Source organism: Flavobacterium rivuli WB 3.3-2 = DSM 21788, from assembly GCF_000378485.1.
GTDB lineage: Bacteria > Bacteroidota > Bacteroidia > Flavobacteriales > Flavobacteriaceae > Flavobacterium > Flavobacterium rivuli.
The window spans coordinates 259307-276916 of sequence record NZ_KB899969.1 but is presented as its reverse complement, the minus strand read 5'-3'; the positions used below and the strand labels follow the sequence as shown (position 1 = coordinate 276916).

Annotated in this window: 15 protein-coding genes and 1 tRNA gene; 12 read left to right on the top strand and 4 right to left on the bottom strand. The window is 39.0% G+C overall.

All coding sequences use genetic code 11. The features are described from left to right. Positions 1 to 2: 2 nt before the first annotated feature. The 3 genes from F565_RS0110105 to F565_RS0110095 all read right to left on the bottom strand — a co-directional run bounded on the left by F565_RS0110105 (position 3) and on the right by F565_RS0110095 (position 1653). Positions 3 to 593 (bottom strand): TetR/AcrR family transcriptional regulator, encoded by a 591-nt coding sequence (locus F565_RS0110105; RefSeq protein ID WP_020213106.1) that lies wholly within the window; start codon positions 591 to 593, stop codon positions 3 to 5. Between the two features lie 182 nt (positions 594 to 775). Beyond that, the gene (locus tag F565_RS0110100) at positions 776 to 1105 is read right to left on the bottom strand and encodes a DMT family transporter (protein WP_020213105.1); all 330 of its coding nucleotides are present in this window, start codon (positions 1103 to 1105) and stop codon (positions 776 to 778) included. Between the two features lie 2 nt (positions 1106 to 1107). Beyond that, the gene (locus F565_RS0110095; protein ID WP_020213104.1) at positions 1108 to 1653 is read right to left on the bottom strand and encodes a TetR/AcrR family transcriptional regulator; all 546 of its coding nucleotides are present in this window, start codon (positions 1651 to 1653) and stop codon (positions 1108 to 1110) included. Positions 1654 to 1717: 64 nt separating this feature from the next. Between F565_RS0110095 and F565_RS0110090 the strand changes: the two genes are divergently transcribed. The 11 genes from F565_RS0110090 (at position 1718) to der (ending at position 12731) form a co-directional block, all read left to right on the top strand. Next, the gene (locus tag F565_RS0110090) at positions 1718 to 3058 is read left to right on the top strand and encodes an aminomethyltransferase family protein (RefSeq protein ID WP_020213103.1); all 1341 of its coding nucleotides are present in this window, start codon (positions 1718 to 1720) and stop codon (positions 3056 to 3058) included. Between the two features lie 257 nt (positions 3059 to 3315). Then, on the top strand, positions 3316 to 4299 hold the full coding sequence (locus F565_RS0110085; RefSeq protein WP_020213102.1) for a helix-turn-helix domain-containing protein: 984 nt from the start codon (positions 3316 to 3318) through the stop codon (positions 4297 to 4299). A 112-nt stretch (positions 4300 to 4411) separates the two neighbouring features. Then, positions 4412 to 5485, top strand: a complete 1074-nt coding sequence (locus tag F565_RS0110080) for an alkene reductase (RefSeq protein ID WP_020213101.1) — start codon at positions 4412 to 4414, stop codon at positions 5483 to 5485. Then, positions 5485 to 6408, top strand: a complete 924-nt coding sequence (locus tag F565_RS0110075; protein WP_020213100.1) for an NADP-dependent oxidoreductase — start codon at positions 5485 to 5487, stop codon at positions 6406 to 6408. The genes F565_RS0110080 and F565_RS0110075 overlap by 1 nt, the downstream gene beginning before the upstream one ends. Positions 6409 to 6434: 26 nt before the next feature. Beyond that, positions 6435 to 7352: an NAD(P)H-binding protein gene (locus tag F565_RS0110070; RefSeq protein ID WP_020213099.1), complete on the top strand. Its 918-nt coding sequence runs from the start codon at positions 6435 to 6437 to the stop codon at positions 7350 to 7352. A gap of 479 nt (positions 7353 to 7831) precedes the next feature. Then, positions 7832 to 7904: transfer RNA gene (locus F565_RS0110065), tRNA-Met, on the top strand. A gap of 270 nt (positions 7905 to 8174) precedes the next feature. Next, entirely contained in the window at positions 8175 to 9068 is an 894-nt protein-coding gene (locus F565_RS0110055) for a hypothetical protein (protein ID WP_020213097.1), read from the top strand. Between the two features lie 244 nt (positions 9069 to 9312). Then, the gene (locus tag F565_RS0110050) at positions 9313 to 9735 is read left to right on the top strand and encodes a lipocalin-like domain-containing protein (RefSeq protein WP_020213096.1); all 423 of its coding nucleotides are present in this window, start codon (positions 9313 to 9315) and stop codon (positions 9733 to 9735) included. A 130-nt stretch (positions 9736 to 9865) separates the two neighbouring features. Next, complete coding sequence (gene era, locus F565_RS0110045; RefSeq protein ID WP_020213095.1) at positions 9866 to 10750, top strand: GTPase Era; 885 nt, start codon at positions 9866 to 9868, stop codon at positions 10748 to 10750. 82 nt (positions 10751 to 10832) lie between these two features. Then, complete coding sequence (locus F565_RS0110040) at positions 10833 to 11189, top strand: four helix bundle protein (RefSeq protein WP_020213094.1); 357 nt, start codon at positions 10833 to 10835, stop codon at positions 11187 to 11189. A 231-nt stretch (positions 11190 to 11420) separates the two neighbouring features. Further along, the gene (gene der, locus F565_RS0110035; protein WP_020213093.1) at positions 11421 to 12731 is read left to right on the top strand and encodes a ribosome biogenesis GTPase Der; all 1311 of its coding nucleotides are present in this window, start codon (positions 11421 to 11423) and stop codon (positions 12729 to 12731) included. A gap of 43 nt (positions 12732 to 12774) precedes the next feature. Here der and F565_RS0110030 read toward each other — a convergent pair whose 3' ends face one another. After that, positions 12775 to 14433 (bottom strand): serine hydrolase, encoded by a 1659-nt coding sequence (locus F565_RS0110030; protein WP_020213092.1) that lies wholly within the window; start codon positions 14431 to 14433, stop codon positions 12775 to 12777. Between the two features lie 246 nt (positions 14434 to 14679). Here F565_RS0110030 and F565_RS0110025 point away from each other — a divergent pair, with 246 nt between their 5' ends. Further along, positions 14680 to 17514 (top strand): outer membrane beta-barrel protein, encoded by a 2835-nt coding sequence (locus F565_RS0110025; protein ID WP_020213091.1) that lies wholly within the window; start codon positions 14680 to 14682, stop codon positions 17512 to 17514. Positions 17515 to 17610 lie beyond the last annotated feature (96 nt).

The following is a 17610-nucleotide window of genomic DNA, read 5'->3' as shown; positions in this document are numbered from 1 at the left end:
AATCAAACCGTATATTGATCTAATTCTGCCTTTAAATTTTTTATTAATGATTGCATTGGTTTCATGGTATTCATTGTACGGCACATTACAATGCCACCTTCGGTAGCAGCAACAAGTTTAAATGCCATAACAACAGGGTCAAGCTTAGAAGAAAATTCTCCATTTTCAATACCTTCTTTTAATATATTGGTAAGGCCCTCTTGTCCTAACCGGAATACGGTTGCCACTTTTTCTTTGATTAGCGGAAAATTATCATCTACTTCAACTGCAGTGTTAAATATTGGGCAACCACCTGATATATAAGTATCAATTGGGTCTTTATAGAAGTCAAGAAAAGCAAAAACTTTAGCCCTTGCAGTTTTAGCATTTGCTACGGCCTGGTACACTCTATCAGAAACCTTTTTCAGCATCAGGTCAACAACCTGTACGGTAAGATCGTCTTTGTTTTCAAAATGTCCATACAGGCATCCTTTTGTTAATTTAGTTTCTGCAAGCACGTCATCTATATTTACGCCAGAAATACCTTTTTTATTATAAAGAGGTGCTGCTGTTTCAAGTATAAACTGTTTTGTCTTTTCTGCTTTTGTTAACATTGGTAAATATTTACGTTGCAAATATACTAAAAAGTATATTATGGAAGGTGTTTAATAGTGTTTAAAAACAATAAAACAGGTATAAGGTGTTCGACTGGAGTCCCTCTCAGCCTGCAAACACCCTGTAAATTTGTTATTTACAGGGTGTTTTATTTGTTTTAAATATATCTGTTGAAGTTAGATTAATGCGCCGCAGATTTAGAAAAGAAATTTAAAACAACTACCCCAGCTATAATCAGTACAATACCAATAACAGCAGGGAGATCAAGAGACTGTTTAAAAATTACCACTGATGCTCCAACCGTCAGCACAATACCCAATCCTGCCCATATTGCATAGGCTGTGCCCAACGGAATATGTTTTAAAGACATTGATAAAAAGTAAAAACAGGCAACGTAAGAAAGTATTGCTAAAGAAGAAGGTATAATCTTCGTGAATTGTTCACCAGCCTTTAATAAACTTGAGCCAGCCACTTCCAGTATAATAGCCAGTGCTAAAAATACATATTTCATACTTAGAATTTTTTTAGTTGTAAGAGGATATTTTGTTTCTGTTCTAAACTTATAGGGTAAATATTCAACGTATCCGAAAACCACATACCATCAGCAACCAATAGTGTGATTATTGATGTGACACTTGTTTCTGTAAAGTCGGTTACAAGGTTCTCTGTAACCCACTGTTTCCACTTTTGGCACAAATGAACGTTATTAACAGCGCCTTTTAAAATAACATTCATGGTGTTTAAATAGTGGTTGTCCTGTATATCACTAAACACAATTTTTAAATAGGCGTATGCAACATCTATCCCGGGATAATCTTCTGTTTCTTTAGTTATCAATTCAGAAAGTTCTAACAAACTCTGATCAAAAAGATCATCGAGTAATGCCTCTTTAGATGGGAAATGATGAATAATTCCACCCTTGCTTATACCTGTTTTGTTTGCTATTGCCTGAAAAGTCACATTACTCCATGAGTCGTTTGCACCAATTTCAGCAGCGGCTTCAAGAATTAGCTTCTTATTAGCTAAGGGTTCTTTTTTACGTTTATAAGGATTTTCCATTCTACAAAGATACCGAACAATTGGTTTGTTTAAAAATATTTGTTTAATATTGTATAAAAAAATTATGGATACTACTAAACCTGTTAGCATACAACATAGTCCGTATTTACCATTAGATAAAAATGTAGCCGATTATAATATAGCTTTTGAGCATTTATCTCCATACAGTTTTTCCGGCTTTAAAAAGGAATCGCTTTCCTGGAAGAAAACCTGCTACCTTCATGCAGGGCTTAATCCGTCGTACCCGTACAAGATTTCCGGTCCCGATGCTTTAAGGCTATTTTCAGATACCTGTGTAAATGATTTCAAAACATTTTCAGAAGGTACAACACGCCATGCCGTTATGTGTAATGCAAATGGGAACGTAATGTCTGACGGGATACTACTAAGTTTAGGCAATAACGAATACATGAGTTATTTTTTAAGTCCGTACATTAATTATTTTGCAGACAGCGGTAAATATAATGTGCAGGCGGAAGACTTAACCGGTAAAGTATTTCTGTTTCAAATAGGCGGCCCACTTTCACTTAAGGTTCTGGAAGCTGCAACGCAAAGCAGCCTGCGCGATATTGAATTTTTTCATCATCGCCCGAGCCAGATTGTTGATAGTGCAACAGGAAATACAAAATATGATGTGCGAATATTGCGTATGGGTGTTGCCGGCACTTTAGCTTATGAAGTGCATGGTGCAATTGATAATGCAGAAGCTGTTTACAATGCAATACTACAAGCTGGAGAGCAATTTGGGATAGAGCGTTTAGGTATGCAGGTTTACGGTACGAACCATACAGAGAATGGTTTTGTACAGTCTTATATACACTTTACCTGTGCGTTTTATGAAGATGAGGATTTCATGGCCTATATTGGAAATGCTTATAATAATGTACTAAATAATGTGGCGGGGAGTGCAGGGAATGATATTGCCAAAAGATATTTAAATCCAGTTGAAGCAGGTTGGGAAAACCGTATTCATTTAGATCATGATTTTACAGGGCGTGATGCTCTGATAGAGATTTTGAGAAACCCAAAACGTAAAGTAGTAACATTGCTTTGGAATGCTGAAGATATTATAGATGTATATGCCTCTCAGTTAAGGGAAGGCGAAGAATATAACTATATGGATTTGCCGGCTAATGCAATATGGACTGCTAACAACACGGCGGTACATTCTGATGATGTTGTTAAAGATGGTATTGTCGTAGGAATATCCAGCGGGCGTGTGTATACTAATTATTATAAGGCAATGATTTCATTATGCATTATAATTTTAGAACATGCTAATATAGGCAATGAAGTAGAAATTATTTGGGGAGAGCCGGGCACAAAACAAAAAAACATCAGGGCAACCGTTTCAAAATTCCCTTATCTGCATTTGCCTCGTAACAAAGATATTAGTGTTAAGTAGGTGACCGTCTTATGTGTTTCTGATTATTTAATCGTTTCAAAAAACATCAAAACAGGTATAAGGTGTTCGACTGGAGTCCCTCTCAGCCTGCAAATACCCTGTAAATTCATTATTTATAGGGTATTTTTACTTGTAAGAAATTGAATATCATATCTAATAGCATAATTTTAATTCCAAATAATTAAAACATTCGATGCTAAAGCAGGAATACAATTGTTTCCCCGTAATTTAGATTTGAAAATAACCTACTCCAGTATATGATCTTCGAATTTACAACGGCCCCGGGCTTCGACTTCATTACATTTTTTGCAAAGCATATCAATGCTGTTGTAAGAGATAATTTCATGGAAATCCCAACTGAAATGGGAGAAGGTTATGTGCGTAAAGTAGGTTTTGGGAGCGATTTTAAATTAACTATTCATAGCTATATCTTAAAGGAAGATTTAGTTATTAAGCGTAATCCTTCCCCTGAAACCAGCAGTGTGCGGACTTTTTTCTTTTATAATACCCAACAGGATCTTGAAGTTAAATATGAGAGCGAAGAGAATATCCCATTCTCACAAAAAAATGATGCCTCAATACTCTTATCTACAAATGACCTGAAGACGGAAATCTGTTTTCCTGCTAACAGTATTATACAATATGTGGTAGTTGCAATTGCTGCCGACAGACTACGCTCAATACTCTCCATTGAAAACCCCAATAACACAATTCAAACCATTACAGGCGAAAACGCTTCATTTCTCTTTTTCGAAAGCCTGGATACTGAAATGCAATTGCTTCTCAAAAATATAGTTTCAGTTGACATGAACAATTCTATGAATGGTTTCTATATACAAATTAAAGTTCAGGAATTGATGTACCTGCTTTTTAGTAAGCTGTCACTTAGGGAGAACACTACTTTTAAAAGTATAAACAGCAACGATGCAGAAAAGCTTTTGGTAATCCGCAACGAGATTTTACGTGACCTCAGTACGCCACCGGTTTTAAGTGAGTTGGCCATTATTGCATCGATGAGCGAGACCAAGCTTAAACAACTCTTCAAGCAGACATTTGGAGATACAATCTATAATTATTACCAAAAGGCCAGAATGGATGAAGCCGCTTTTTTACTGAAACAGGCTAAGCATTCCGTTTCGGAGGTTGGCTATGAGTTGGGATTTTCAAACCTTAGCCACTTCAGCAGGCTGTTTGAGAAGCGGTATGGCATCACCCCAAAGAAGTTTTCTTATACGGTATAATCTTATAGCCAATATAATTCTCTGCCGTCGGATAGGACTATTCTTGTGTCTTATCCGGTTATTTTACCCATACAGTAACTTCTACATTTGTCTATATAAATAATATGACACAATGAAAAAGTTATTCACTCCTTTTGAGAAAGGCACTTTAAAATTAAAAAACCATTTGGTAATGGCTCCCATGACCCGAAGCAGGGCTATAGGCAACCTTCCTAATGAACTTATAGCAACCTATTATGCGCAACGCTCCGGCGCAGGCCTGATCGTTACCGAAGGTACGTCGCCAAGCCCGGAAGGGCTGGGCTATCCCCGAATCCCGGGAATTTATTCAGAAGCACAGGTTGCAGGCTGGAAAAATGTAACGGAGGCGGTACATCTAAACGGGGCAAAAATTTTCCTGCAACTCATGCACACCGGCCGTATCGCCAATGTAGCGAACCTGCCCGACGGGTTACAGCCGGTAGGCCCATCTAATATTAAGGCGGCCGGCGAAATCTTCACTGACACTCTCGGTATGCAGGAACATTCTGTACCGGTGGCCCTTACACAGCAAGGCATAACAGGCGTGATTGCCGATTTCGTGCAGGCTTCTAAAAATGTCATACGTGCCGGTTTTGATGGTGTAGAGCTTCACGGTGCCAATGGGTATTTATTGGAACAATTCTTAAACCCCAATGTAAATAACAGGGCGGACCACTATGGTGGCGACCTTATAAACAGGAGCCGCCTTATTGTAGAGATTACCGAAGCGATTGCAGCTGCTATTGGCGCAGATAAAATTGGCATCCGGTTTTCTCCTTTTTCTCAATTAAGCGACCAAAAGCCGTACGATACTGAGGAAGTGCACCAGACCTACACGTACCTGAGCAGCGAACTGGACAGGATAGGGCTCGCCTACATCCATCTTTCCCTTAACCCTGACATTCCTGAAAAAACGTATAAATCTATTCGTACAGTATTTAATAATACGATCATATACTGTAATGCCCTGACCAAAGAATCGGCAGAAGAACTGTTGCAGCATAATTCTGCAGACCTTGTTGCTTTTGGCAGAGGATTCCTTGCCAATCCTGATTTCGTTAGCCGTAGTGAAAAAAATGTCCCCCTCAATGATGTCGATTTCGGCACATTGTATACTCCCGGCGAGCAAGGTTATATTGATTATCCACTTTATACTTCAAAATAATGAAGGCCATACAATATAAGGATTATGGAAGCTCGGATGTGATTGAGCAGGTTGAGGTCCCTAAACCATCAATCCAAATTGAAAATGATGTTTTAATCATGGTTAAGGCGGCTGGTGTAAATCCTATAGACATTAAAACACGAATGGGAATTATGAAAAAAACCCGTCCTGTTCAGTTACCATTTATTCCGGGCGGTGAGGCTGCGGGAGTAATTGCTGCTATTGGTAGCAATGTGTCAAAATTTAAAGTGGGTGATGCCGTGATTGCCCTCACCCGTAAAAGTGCTTATACCGAGTATGTTACTGCCAATGAGAACCTCGTTGTACTCAAGCCACAAAGCCTGTCTTTTGAAGCCGCAGCATCAATAGCGGTTACTATAGGGACGGCACAGTCAGTATTGTTTACAGAGGGCAAATTAGAAGAAGGTCAAAAAGTGTTGATCCAGGGAGGCGGTGGCGCAGTTGGGGGTGCTATGGTACAAATGGCAAAAGCTGCCGGGGCCTACGTTATTGCCACGGCATCCGGAAAGGGTGTGGCGCTGGCAAAAAGCCTTGGCTCCGATGATGTAATTGACTATAAGTTTCAGGATGTGGCGGCTATTATCAATGATGTTGACCTGGTAGCCGATACCGCAGGTGGCGAAGCGCAGGTAAATTTATTCCGGGTTTTAAAGCCCGGTGGCACGTTATTGAGCATTGCAACACCGCCATCGCAGGAGTTGGCAAGGCGTTACAATGTGGAAGCCCGGTTTGTAGCTTCCAATATAACATCTGAAACCTTACAAAATGGCATTGACTTAATAGATGCAGGAAAGTTCAGGCCAGTTGTTTCCAAAACCTTTAGGCTGGAAGAAGCAGCCAGCGCTCAGGATTTTGTAACCGCCGGAGGCGTAAACGGCAAGGTTGTGCTGCTTGTAGAATAAAGAAGTAAATACAATTTAAACATAAAATGAATACTAAAAAAGTTATAGTTGCCGGTGCAACCGGAATGCTGGGTAGCCAGATTGTAAAAGAGTTGCTTGGGCAGGGGGCGGAAGTTACGGCCATGGTAAGAGCCAGCAGTAACAGGGATGCACTCTCTAAAATGGGGGTTAAAAATTTTGTTGTGGCGGATATGATGGATGCAGCTTCTTTAAGGCAAGCCTTTTCACCGAAGCACGGTTTTGATGTTGCAGTGGCCAGTGCGGCCGGCTACACGCGTCGGAAAAAAGGGGACAGCGCAGCAACGGACACTATAGGGTACCGGAATTTGGTAGACGCCACTAAAGAAGCAGGGATTCCCCGTTTTGTGCTGATCTCCATCCTCGAATCTGACAAAGCCCGGTCGGTGCCTCATTTTTACAACAAATTCCAGATTGAAGAATACCTGAAAGAAAAAAAACAGCCTTACATCGCCCTTAGGCCGGGAGCCTTTTTGGATCAGACACCTGATTTTATAATTGAGAAAATTAAGAAAGGAATACTGCCTACTTTCCTGACCGGGACGTATGGTATTATCTATACACCACAACTGGCACGATATACCGCCCTGGCGGCTGTAGCGTTACCTGATACAGAGCTGAATACTTCTATAGATGTAGGTTGGGACAGGCCGGTAAACGAAAAAATACTGGTAGCGGCCTTTGCAAGTGTCCTTAAAAAGAAAATTGATGTTAAGCCGGTTATCCCTCCATTTGCCATGAAATACATTCTGCCGATTATAGCCAGGTTTAGTGATAATATTAAAGATATGTATGAAATGATAAAATGGATCGATACGGGCGTGTACATAAGCAAGAATCCGCAACGACAAAAAGAACTTTTTGGTAAGCTCCCAACAGTAGAGGAAAGCGTGGCACGGTATTGCCGTGACAAAGGTCTGATTTAAGTTGGATTTTATGTTATATACAACATGTTGATTACAAGACTAAAATTGGCATTAATATTTTTTGCTGCTTTGTTTTTAAAAAATTATATTTATATATAAAATCTTATTTTCAGTTATTTAATTCCATCAACAAACATCAAAATTGGTATTAGGTGTTCGACTGGAGTCCCTCTTAGCCTGCTAAAGAAAATTATGCTCCTTAAAAAGGAGCATTTTTGCTTTATAGTTCGAATAGGCCGTTGGCATTTAAAAGAACATTTAGGAGTATCTAAAACATCAAACAGTTATGGCCCTTACACCATCAAACATTACCAAAGTTTAATTTATTTTAAAAATTTTCCCTTAAACAATCATCTGTTATACAATGTATAACACCCACTCAGGATTAAATTTTCTTCAAATAAAGCTTAAATTTAAAAACATTTTCGCAAATAGTCTTGTTATATTCAATAATGGTTGTATATTTGCACTCGAAACAACGCGGGATAGAGCAGTAGGCAGCTCGTCGGGCTCATAACCCGAAGGTCACAGGTTCGAGTCCTGTTCCCGCTACTAAGTTTACAAAACGGTTTTAAAGAAATTTAAAACCGTTTTTTTATGTGTTTAATTTACGGCTCTTTATACGTGTTTTACGGCTTTTCAACTTGAAGACTTTTCTGAAGCCTTTAGAGGAGTATGAAGTTCGATGCATAACAACTCAAGTGAGCTTTTTGTAAAGAAATTAAAGGAAAAATATCCAACCCGCGAAGGCTTACTCTTTAATACCAAAAAGAGCGAATGGCCTAAACCCGATGTAATTGCTTTTAAAACGATAGTCTTACAATGAAAAATATGACCCTTTCAAATTTTAAAGAACAGCTTGAGAAAGTCATTCAAAAATTGCATCTTGAACTTTCCGCAAATTCTAGTAATCCAAATATTTTCTACTTAGAAAACGTTAAAGATTTACGCATTGCTTTATTAGAACTTGAAGAGTCAAGCTATTTTATTAATGAATTGAACCCACTGAAGGAGACGGTCATTTATTCCTTAGGATCGGATCTCGAAACGTTATCTACTAATCAGAAAGATACATTAGAAGTTGTGTTATTCAATTTAAGATTTAGACTTGCTAATCTATTGAATTTACTAAATGGGTTTGTTCTAATTCAGTCTGAGGAATCGATAAATATAAAGCTCCCCCCCATCGAGAACTTAAAGGATATATCAAAATACACCAATGATCTGCACAATGCAATTAGTCAAATTGTGATCAATGACGATATTAAAGGCTCTGAAAAAGTTGTTAGTGTGGAGAATGGATCTATATGGTTTAACGTCTTAGTAGGCGGCGGAGGAGTGGGATTGATAAGCAGTGTGGTTTGGGCAGCTTCAGCAGTTTATAATTTTGTTTTAAAATGTAGGATTAGTGAAGAACATTTGCGAACAGTAAGTATTCAAAATGACGCACTACAGCATATTGTGGATCTGAACGAAGCAGCAATAAAAAGAGTGATTCAGACCGAGGCAGAGTATATAAACTCACAAGCTTTCAAGGAAAATGAACCTGAAAATATCGAAAAAATTAAAAATTCTATAAAAACATTTGCCGATATAATAATGAAAGGTGGAGAAGTAAGACCCGCAATTAATGCTCCAGAAGATATAAAAGAACTTTTCCCAAGCAATCCTGCACTCATTGAATCTAAGGCTATAAAAAAGATTGAGAACGAATAAAGATTCGTTCATTTGCAATCTGAACAGGAATAAGAACACTTTTCCTATAATCTTGAAATTTTGAACCCTCTAAACTGGGTGAAAATATAGCATAAAGGGCAGGAACATGGCTTGTTTCGGGTTACGTTAGAACTCATAACCCGAAGGTCACAGGTTCGAGTCCTGTTCCCGCTACTAAGTTTACAAAACGGTTTTATTTTAAGGTAGATCTTAAATACCAAAATCAATAACTAACACCACCATTATGAAAAAGTTTTTAATAGTATGCTTTACCGCATTAGCATTAACAGGATGCGGAAACGATGACGACAGGACAGTTACTCCCACCCCATCGAGCCCTATTATTGGCTCATGGAAACTATCTACCTATACAAATAATGGCACCCCGGAAACATTGAACGACTGCAGAAAGCAAAGCACTATAACATTTAGAGACGAGCAAAAAGCTTTTACTGTGACAGACTATGCTTACTTACAGAGCGTGTGCACCTCCAGTAGTTTTGATGGCACCTGGGTAAATACTGCAGGTAACGCTTACACAATTACCACACAGGGGGGCACACAGGATTTAGAGATTACAGTATCCGGAAATACGCTTAGTATAACGTTTAACGACGGCACAGAGGCAAATCCCTATTATGCTGTATCTGCTTACACGAAGATATAAGACTTAAAGGAGTAACAGGTTTATCGGGTTATTATCCTATCTTTGCCTACAGAATAGTAATCTTTATTGCATTGCTAAATCGAGCCCATCAGTACTGATGGGTTTTTGTTAAACATTTATTTCAGGTTGTATGGCACATAAAGCAGGTTTTGTAAACATTATTGGTAACCCAAATGTGGGCAAGAGCACCCTTATGAACGCCTTTGTAGGCGAACGTTTGTCTATCATTACGTCTAAAGCACAAACTACACGCCACCGTATATTAGGTATTGTAAACGGCGAAGACTTTCAGGTGGTCCTAAGCGATACGCCCGGTATTATTAAACCGGCTTACGAGCTGCAAAATTCTATGATGGATTTTGTAAAATCTGCCTTTGAAGATGCCGATGTACTTATATATATGGTAGAGATAGGTGAGAAAGAGCTTAAAGACGAAGCCTTTTTTAACAAAATCGTCCATGCTAAGATACCTGTACTTTTATTACTTAATAAAATAGATACCAGCGAGCAGGAACAATTGGAGCAGCAGGTAGCATTGTGGACAGAGAAAGTGCCCAATGCCGAAATTTACCCTATAAGCGCCCTTAAAAATTTTAATGTAAAAGAAGTTTTTAACCGTATTATACAACTGCTGCCGGAGAGTGAGCCTTATTACCCTAAAGACGCCCTTACAGATAAGCCCGAACGCTTTTTTGTAAACGAAACCATTCGCGAAAAAATACTTATCAATTACGATAAAGAAATTCCGTATGCTGTAGAGATAGAAACAGAAGAGTTTATTGAGGATGATAACATTATACGCATTCGTGCCGTGATCATGGTAGAGCGCGAAACCCAAAAAGGAATTATTATAGGACATAAAGGATCTGCCATTAAACGTGTAGGCATACAGGCCCGCGAAGACCTGGAGAAATTTTTTGGCAAGCAGATACACATAGAAATGTTTGTAAAAGTAAACAAAGACTGGCGCAGCAACAGTTACCAGCTTAAAAGGTTTGGGTATAATAACAGATAGAATTTCAGATCTCAGAGGGGAGATTTCAGATTTAACTTCACTCTGATGGAATTTAGGTTGAACATTATAACATATTTAACTAATGACGGCAGATCAATTAAAGGTAAGGACTAAATTATATTCCCTGGCAATTATAGATTTGGTTGAAAAGTTACCTATTACCACTGCTTCTAAAATTGTTGCTTACCAAATTGCTAAAAGCGGAACATCTGTTGGTGCAAACTACAGGGCAGTATGCAGGGCAAGGAGCGATAAAGAATTTATAGCCAAAATGGAGATAGTGCTGGAAGAGGCAGACGAGACGCTATTTTGGCTTGAAATAATTATCGATAAAAGCTGGATCAATAAAACAATCACAGAACCTATTTGGAAAGAGGGCAATGAATTAACTGCTATTTTTGTCAGTTCCCTTAAAACAGTAAAAGCAAAATTATTATAAGTTTGTTACGAATTATAGTCCGGCACGGATATACAGTCACTTCAGAATGAGGTTTATTTTGTGTTCATAAATCTGAAGTTCAACTGGTGAAGTTCAATCTGAAATATGAAATACGAATATGAAATCAACATCTCATAAGAGTGTATTTCAATCTGAAATCTAAATTCTGAAATCTGAAATTACTTACTTTCAACATAAAAGACTACTTTTGCAAAAAATTAAAATAAGTTAATGAATAATATTGTAGCCATAGTAGGACGCCCAAATGTAGGGAAATCTACTTTTTTTAACCGGTTGATACAGCGCAGAGAAGCTATTGTAGACTCTGTAAGCGGCGTTACGCGCGACCGGAATTACGGCAAAAGCGAATGGAACGGAAAAGAATTTTCTGTTATTGATACGGGAGGTTACATTAAAGGATCTGACGATGTTTTTGAAGGGGAAATTCGCCGCCAGGTAGAACTTGCCATTGATGAGGCAGACGTTATTATATTTATAGTAGACGTAGAAGAAGGTATTACCCCAATGGATGACGAAGTGGCAAAACTGCTGCGCAAAGTTACCAAGCCGGTGCTTCTTGCTGTTAATAAAGTAGATAACTCTATGCGCGAAAAAGACGCTATTGAGTTTTACAACCTGGGCCTGGGCGAATACTATACCATTGCCGGTATGAGTGGCAGCGGTACGGGCGACCTTCTTGACAAACTGGTAACCTTATTGCCGGAAGCCGAAGCTCCCGATGAAAATGCTGTGGCACTGCCGCGCTTTGCTGTTGTGGGCCGTCCTAATGCTGGTAAGTCATCTATAATCAACGCCCTTATTGGCGAAGACCGTTATATTGTGACTGATATTGCCGGTACCACACGCGACTCTATAGATACTACCTACAACCGTTTTGGTTTTGAGTTTAATCTTGTAGATACTGCCGGTATACGCCGTAAAGCTAAGGTTAAGGAAGATATAGAATTTTACAGTGTTATGCGCTCTGTTCGTGCAATAGAGCATAGCGATATCATTATACTTGTAATAGATGCCACACGTGGTTTTGAAGGCCAGGACCAAAGCATCTTTTGGCTTGCCGAAAAAAACCGTAAGGGTATTGTAATCCTTGTAAACAAATGGGACCTTGTAGAAAAGGATACCATGAGTACCCGCGATTATGAACTTAAAATACGCGAAGAGCTGCAGCCATTTACAGATGTACCTATTCTTTTTGTTTCGGCTGTAAATAAACAGCGTTTGCTTAAAGGCCTTGAAACTGCTGTAGAAGTTTTCGAAAACCGCAAGCAGCGCATTGCAACCTCTAAGCTTAACGAGGTTATGCTGCCTATTACAGAGGCTATGCCACCACCTGCACTTAAAGGCAAGTATGTAAAAATTAAGTTTTGCATGCAGTTGCCTACACCTACCCCTCAGTTTGTATTTTTTTGTAACATGCCGCAGTATGTTAAAGAACCTTACAAGCGTTTTCTTGAAAACAAAATGCGCGAAATATACAATTTTGAAGGCGTGCCTATAGATATTTACTTCCGCCAGAAGTAATAAAAACAAAAAAGCGAATAATTTCTTATTCGCTTTTTTGTTTTTATAGATTTTGTTTTACAAACTCCATGTTCAGGGCTCTCTCATGGTTTAGGGTAAAGCCTGTAATACTACCGGTTTCGCTTTTTATAAAAGTCACTTCGCCGTGGCTGGTAGAAAATACACCTTCGCTATCGGGCGGGCTCGCAACATGAGAATCGGCTTCGTTACCCAATTTATATCGCAGTATGCCATTCTCTGTAAAGAAAGTTATTTTAGAATTTAGCGACTTGCTAAAAAATGTACCGATATATTTATCATACAATGTAAGGTCAGGGGCTTTATCAAGGCGTTTGTAAATGCTGTCTTCACTGGCGGTTACAACTCGCAAAGTTGCAGCTTTACCCGATGTAAAATCGCCAAAAATAATTGTGGCACCTTCAATTGCAAAATGATGTACCTCTTTAACGGGAGGAAAAAATAAGTTAACGCCATCCCACATTTGGGTTAGTTTTAGTTTGCCCTTTTCGTTTGTGATGCCTATTACATAGCCGGGAGTCAGCTCATAGTTACCGGTGTAGCTTTCCAGCAGCGCAGCGTCAATTGTTACAGTTTCGGGTACAGCCACTTCCTGTGTGGCAACATTGGCTTTTGCCTTTGGATATTTATATTTTTCGCCTAACAGCAGGGTTGTAGCTGCACCTAAAATATCGTAGCGCTTAAAATCATCATCGTTAGACAGGACTACTACAGTAACTTTATCATCCGGAAAGTAAGCTGTTATAGGGTGAAAACCCACCACGTCGCCACCGTGGTTAATCATGGTGTGCTTAAGGTATGTAAAATTAAACAAACCTTTAGTGTATGTAAACCCTTTGCCCTGAGCCGGATTTTCGGTTATCATTGTGTTCCAGAAGGCATTGCCAAAAACGCGGTGCGATTCCATTTCATTCATCCATTTTTCAAGGTCTTGTGCCGTACTGTAACCACCTGCTCCACCTATAGAAAATTCGTCTACCTCACTTGCAGTGTAACCTGTGCCGTCAGTCTGGTAACCTATAGCGCGGTTTTTAAGTTTATTATTGGGCCTCGTTACATAGCGGGTATTTTTCATTTTAAGTGGGCGAAAAATATTTTTATCTGCAAATGCTGCCACACTTTGTCCCGATACTTTTTCTATTATCTGGGCCAGGCACCAGTAGCCGGAGTTGCTGTAACTCCAGTTTGCTCCCGGTATATCGTTAAGTTCCTGTGCTGTAAGCAGGTCTTTTATAGCAGCAGCATTATAATTATCAGAATCTTCACCCCTAAGCATTGCAAGTGCGCGGTAGTCTTTTAAGCCACCGGTATGGTTAAGCAACTGGTTAATGGTAATTTTTTCGGCGTATGCAGGAAATTCGGGAATATATTTTCTCAGGTTATCCTCAAAATTTAGCTTGCCCTGTTTTTGCAGTACTACGATACAGGCAGCTGTAAATTGTTTTGATACAGAAGCCAGTGCGAAAACAGACTTATCGGTAATTTTTTCTTTTTTTTCGAGGTTGGCATAACCTGCCTGGTTGCTGTAAACGGTTTTACCATTTTTAGTTACACGTACGCTAAAACCGGGTACGTTTTTGCCCTCATACAGGTGTATAATAGAATCTATGGGTTTAAAATAGTCTTGCGATTGCGATTTAAATGTAACTAAAAACACTACCGAAAGTAACAGAAATTTGATCATTTTTATGATTGATTTTTGATTGTTGATGGGGCAAATATAAAAACATAATATTTTTTGGAATTACCGTTCGTCATAATCCTGAAAAAATGTGAGCATAACTTTCACAAGCATTTTATGCAGACAATTTGAGGGTAATTCTTCTTTTTTTGTGAAAAAAAAAGAAGAATTAGTTGTAACAATAGTAAGGTTTTACATACTAATATAAAAAATATACGTTATTACCTTACAACCATCAATCAATCATTAATGTACAAATTACTTACTCTGCTATTATTAGCCTGCACCACCATGGGCTTTAGCCAAACCATTACCCTTAAAGGAAAGATTACAGACCCTGATAATTTCCCGCTCGAATCGGCTACCGTTTACCTCACATCGGTTAAAGATTCTGCCATGGTAGACTACACGATTACCAATAAGAACGGAAATTGGGAACTGAAAACAAAAGCCATAAATAAAGCTGTTTTCCTTAAAATATCTTTTGTAGGTTTTGCAGATTACAAAGAAAAATTTGACGCTATTACCGAAAGTAAAGACTTTGGCACCATGAAAATGGCCGATAAGTCTACAAACCTTAATGAGGTGGTTATACAGGGAGAAACCCCGCCAATACGAATCAAATCGGACACGCTAGAGTTTAATGCCGAATCATTTAAAGTGCGGCCTGATGCTAATGTAGAGGCACTGCTCAAGCAGCTTCCCGGTGTAGAGATAGATCCCGAAGGTAAAATAACAGTAAATGGTAAAGAGGTAAACCAGATACTTGTAAACGGAAAGCCTTTTTTTGATAAAGATGGTAAGATAGCCATACAAAACCTGCCTGCAGATATTATTAATAAAGTACAGGTTACAGATACCAAGAGTAAGAAAGAAGAACTATCCGGCGATAAAGCCAGTGGCAACAACGCCAGTATAAACCTTACTATAGACGAGGAAAAGAACAAAGGTTTCTTTGGGCGCGTTATGGGCGGCTACGGCACTAACGACCGATACGAAAGCAGTGCTATGGCAAATTACTTTAAGGGTAAAACAAAAATAAGCCTCCTTGCATCGTCTAATAATATTAACTCATCCGGGTTCTCTATGAACGAGATCTTTGATAATATGGGTGGTGGCCGTAACATGAATGTATGGACGGGCGAGAACGGGAGTTTTGGCATAAACGGTATGCAGTTTGGCGGTGGCCAGGGCATTACGCAGTCTAATATTATTGGGCTTAACTATGCCGATGAGTGGGCCAAGGGTTTTGACGGGAGTGCCAACTATTTTTATACATCGGCAAATACAGATAACCGTAACCGCACTAAGCAAACTAACTTTTTACCGCTACGCGAAACAGCGCCAAACTCTGGTACTTTTTTAGATGACAGCTACACGCTGAATTCGCAATCAGTAACTAAAAACGATAAGTATGCCCATAATGTCAATACAGAGTTTAATATCAAGATTGACTCTACATCATCTATTTATATTGCGCCAAAATTCAGCAAAGCAAACAGCTCGGTAAGAAATACCTCATCTCAGGATTCGCGCAGGTTAGCAGATGGTACATTGCTTAATGACAGCGAGGGCCTTCGCCTTGATGATAATGACAATACTGCTTTTTCTAACGGGTTTAACTACAGTAAGGCTTTTAAACGAAAAGGCCGCTCTTTAGATGTATGGATAGAAAACCAGATACGTAAAGATGATGGTTCTAACCTTAACAAAACAGTTACAAACAAATACAATTATGCCGATGACGGCACCCGTACGGTAGAGGTAGACAACCGTAACCAGATACGATATAACAAACAAAAAGATGACAGCCATACCATTGGTATAGAATTTTCTGAACCAGTGCCGGACTCCCTTAGCCTGCGCTTAGGTGTTAATTATGAATACACAAAAAATACACAAGACCGTGATGGTTTTGATTTTGATGCTACTACAGGCCGTTACACCTCTTATAACGATTTACTGTCTAACAACCTGTCTTCTAAAAAAAACACCTTAAAACCATTTGCAGGATTTCAGGTTAACAAAAGTAAATTATGGGCGTACTTTAGGGGTGGGCCAAGCATAGTACATTTTAACAACGATGGCGCATACAGGGGTACTACCTATGCTGTTAATAAAACATATATGCTGCCAAATGTAGAAGGTGGTATGAACTACAGCTTCTCTAAATCAAGATCGTTGTGGGTAGGCTACAATTTTGATGTTAACTTTCCGCAGGCAAGCCAGGTGCTGGATATTGTAGACATAAGCAACCCCCTTAACATACTTACCGGTAACCCTGACCTTAATCCCGAAAAATACCACAACTTAAACATAAGCTACCGCGATTTTGATTATGCCACACGCTCCGGCTATAACTTTTATGCAGGCGGGAATTATTATGAGAGTGCCATTGCAAATTTTACAGTGGTTGATAATAGTGCCATTAGTACAACCAGCTACAAAAATGTATCGGGCAACTACCGGTCATGGTTTTATGCCAGCTGGAGCAAGTCTATAAAAAAAGAAGCCCATACCTACAGGTTTAACATAGGGGTGAACGGTAATTACGATTTTAGAAAAGGCTTTATTAATACCGAATTATTTAGTGCCAAATCTTTAAGTATTAGCCCTAAAGTAAACTTTACGTACGAGTATGGTGAGCTACTTACCATAAACCCGTCGTATAATTTTACATACAGCGACACGAAATATACCAACTACCCTATAAAAAGCGCATCTAACTTTGTACACAAATTTAACCTGCAAACCACAAGTTATTGGCCAAAGCATGTTGTTTTTGGTAACGATTTTGGCTACAACTACAATTCGCAACTTGGTGCCGGCTTTAAAAAAGACTTTTATTTATGGAACAGCAGTATAGGCTACAACTTTTATAATGACAGGCTGCTCTTTAAAGTAAAAGTATACGATTTACTGAACCAAAACCTTGGCACATCAAGAAGCATCTCGCCTACCAGCATTACAGATCAGGAAAACATAGTGCTTAAACGCTACGTAATGTTCTCGCTTACCTTTAAGCTAAATAAATTTGGCGAGAAGAAAAAAGAAGACAACGGTGGTGGCTTCTGGTGGTTTTAGTACAGTAGTTTACAATTCTTAAAATATATTTAAGCCCGCAGGTTAAACCTTCGGGCTTTTTGTTAGTCATAGGGTATACACTACCAACAAATTACT

Coding starts and splice junctions, on each gene's coding strand:
- F565_RS0110105 (WP_020213106.1), bottom strand. CDS start 593: ATGTTAACAAAAGCAGAAAAGACAAAACAGTTTATACTTGAAACAGCA.
- F565_RS0110100 (WP_020213105.1), bottom strand. CDS start 1,105: ATGAAATATGTATTTTTAGCACTGGCTATTATACTGGAAGTGGCTGGC.
- F565_RS0110095 (WP_020213104.1), bottom strand. CDS start 1,653: ATGGAAAATCCTTATAAACGTAAAAAAGAACCCTTAGCTAATAAGAAG.
- F565_RS0110090 (WP_020213103.1), top strand. CDS start 1,718: ATGGATACTACTAAACCTGTTAGCATACAACATAGTCCGTATTTACCA.
- F565_RS0110085 (WP_020213102.1), top strand. CDS start 3,316: ATGATCTTCGAATTTACAACGGCCCCGGGCTTCGACTTCATTACATTT.
- F565_RS0110080 (WP_020213101.1), top strand. CDS start 4,412: ATGAAAAAGTTATTCACTCCTTTTGAGAAAGGCACTTTAAAATTAAAA.
- F565_RS0110075 (WP_020213100.1), top strand. CDS start 5,485: ATGAAGGCCATACAATATAAGGATTATGGAAGCTCGGATGTGATTGAG.
- F565_RS0110070 (WP_020213099.1), top strand. CDS start 6,435: ATGAATACTAAAAAAGTTATAGTTGCCGGTGCAACCGGAATGCTGGGT.
- F565_RS0110055 (WP_020213097.1), top strand. CDS start 8,175: ATGAAAAATATGACCCTTTCAAATTTTAAAGAACAGCTTGAGAAAGTC.
- F565_RS0110050 (WP_020213096.1), top strand. CDS start 9,313: ATGAAAAAGTTTTTAATAGTATGCTTTACCGCATTAGCATTAACAGGA.
- era (WP_020213095.1), top strand. CDS start 9,866: ATGGCACATAAAGCAGGTTTTGTAAACATTATTGGTAACCCAAATGTG.
- F565_RS0110040 (WP_020213094.1), top strand. CDS start 10,833: ATGACGGCAGATCAATTAAAGGTAAGGACTAAATTATATTCCCTGGCA.
- der (WP_020213093.1), top strand. CDS start 11,421: ATGAATAATATTGTAGCCATAGTAGGACGCCCAAATGTAGGGAAATCT.
- F565_RS0110030 (WP_020213092.1), bottom strand. CDS start 14,433: ATGATCAAATTTCTGTTACTTTCGGTAGTGTTTTTAGTTACATTTAAA.
- F565_RS0110025 (WP_020213091.1), top strand. CDS start 14,680: ATGTACAAATTACTTACTCTGCTATTATTAGCCTGCACCACCATGGGC.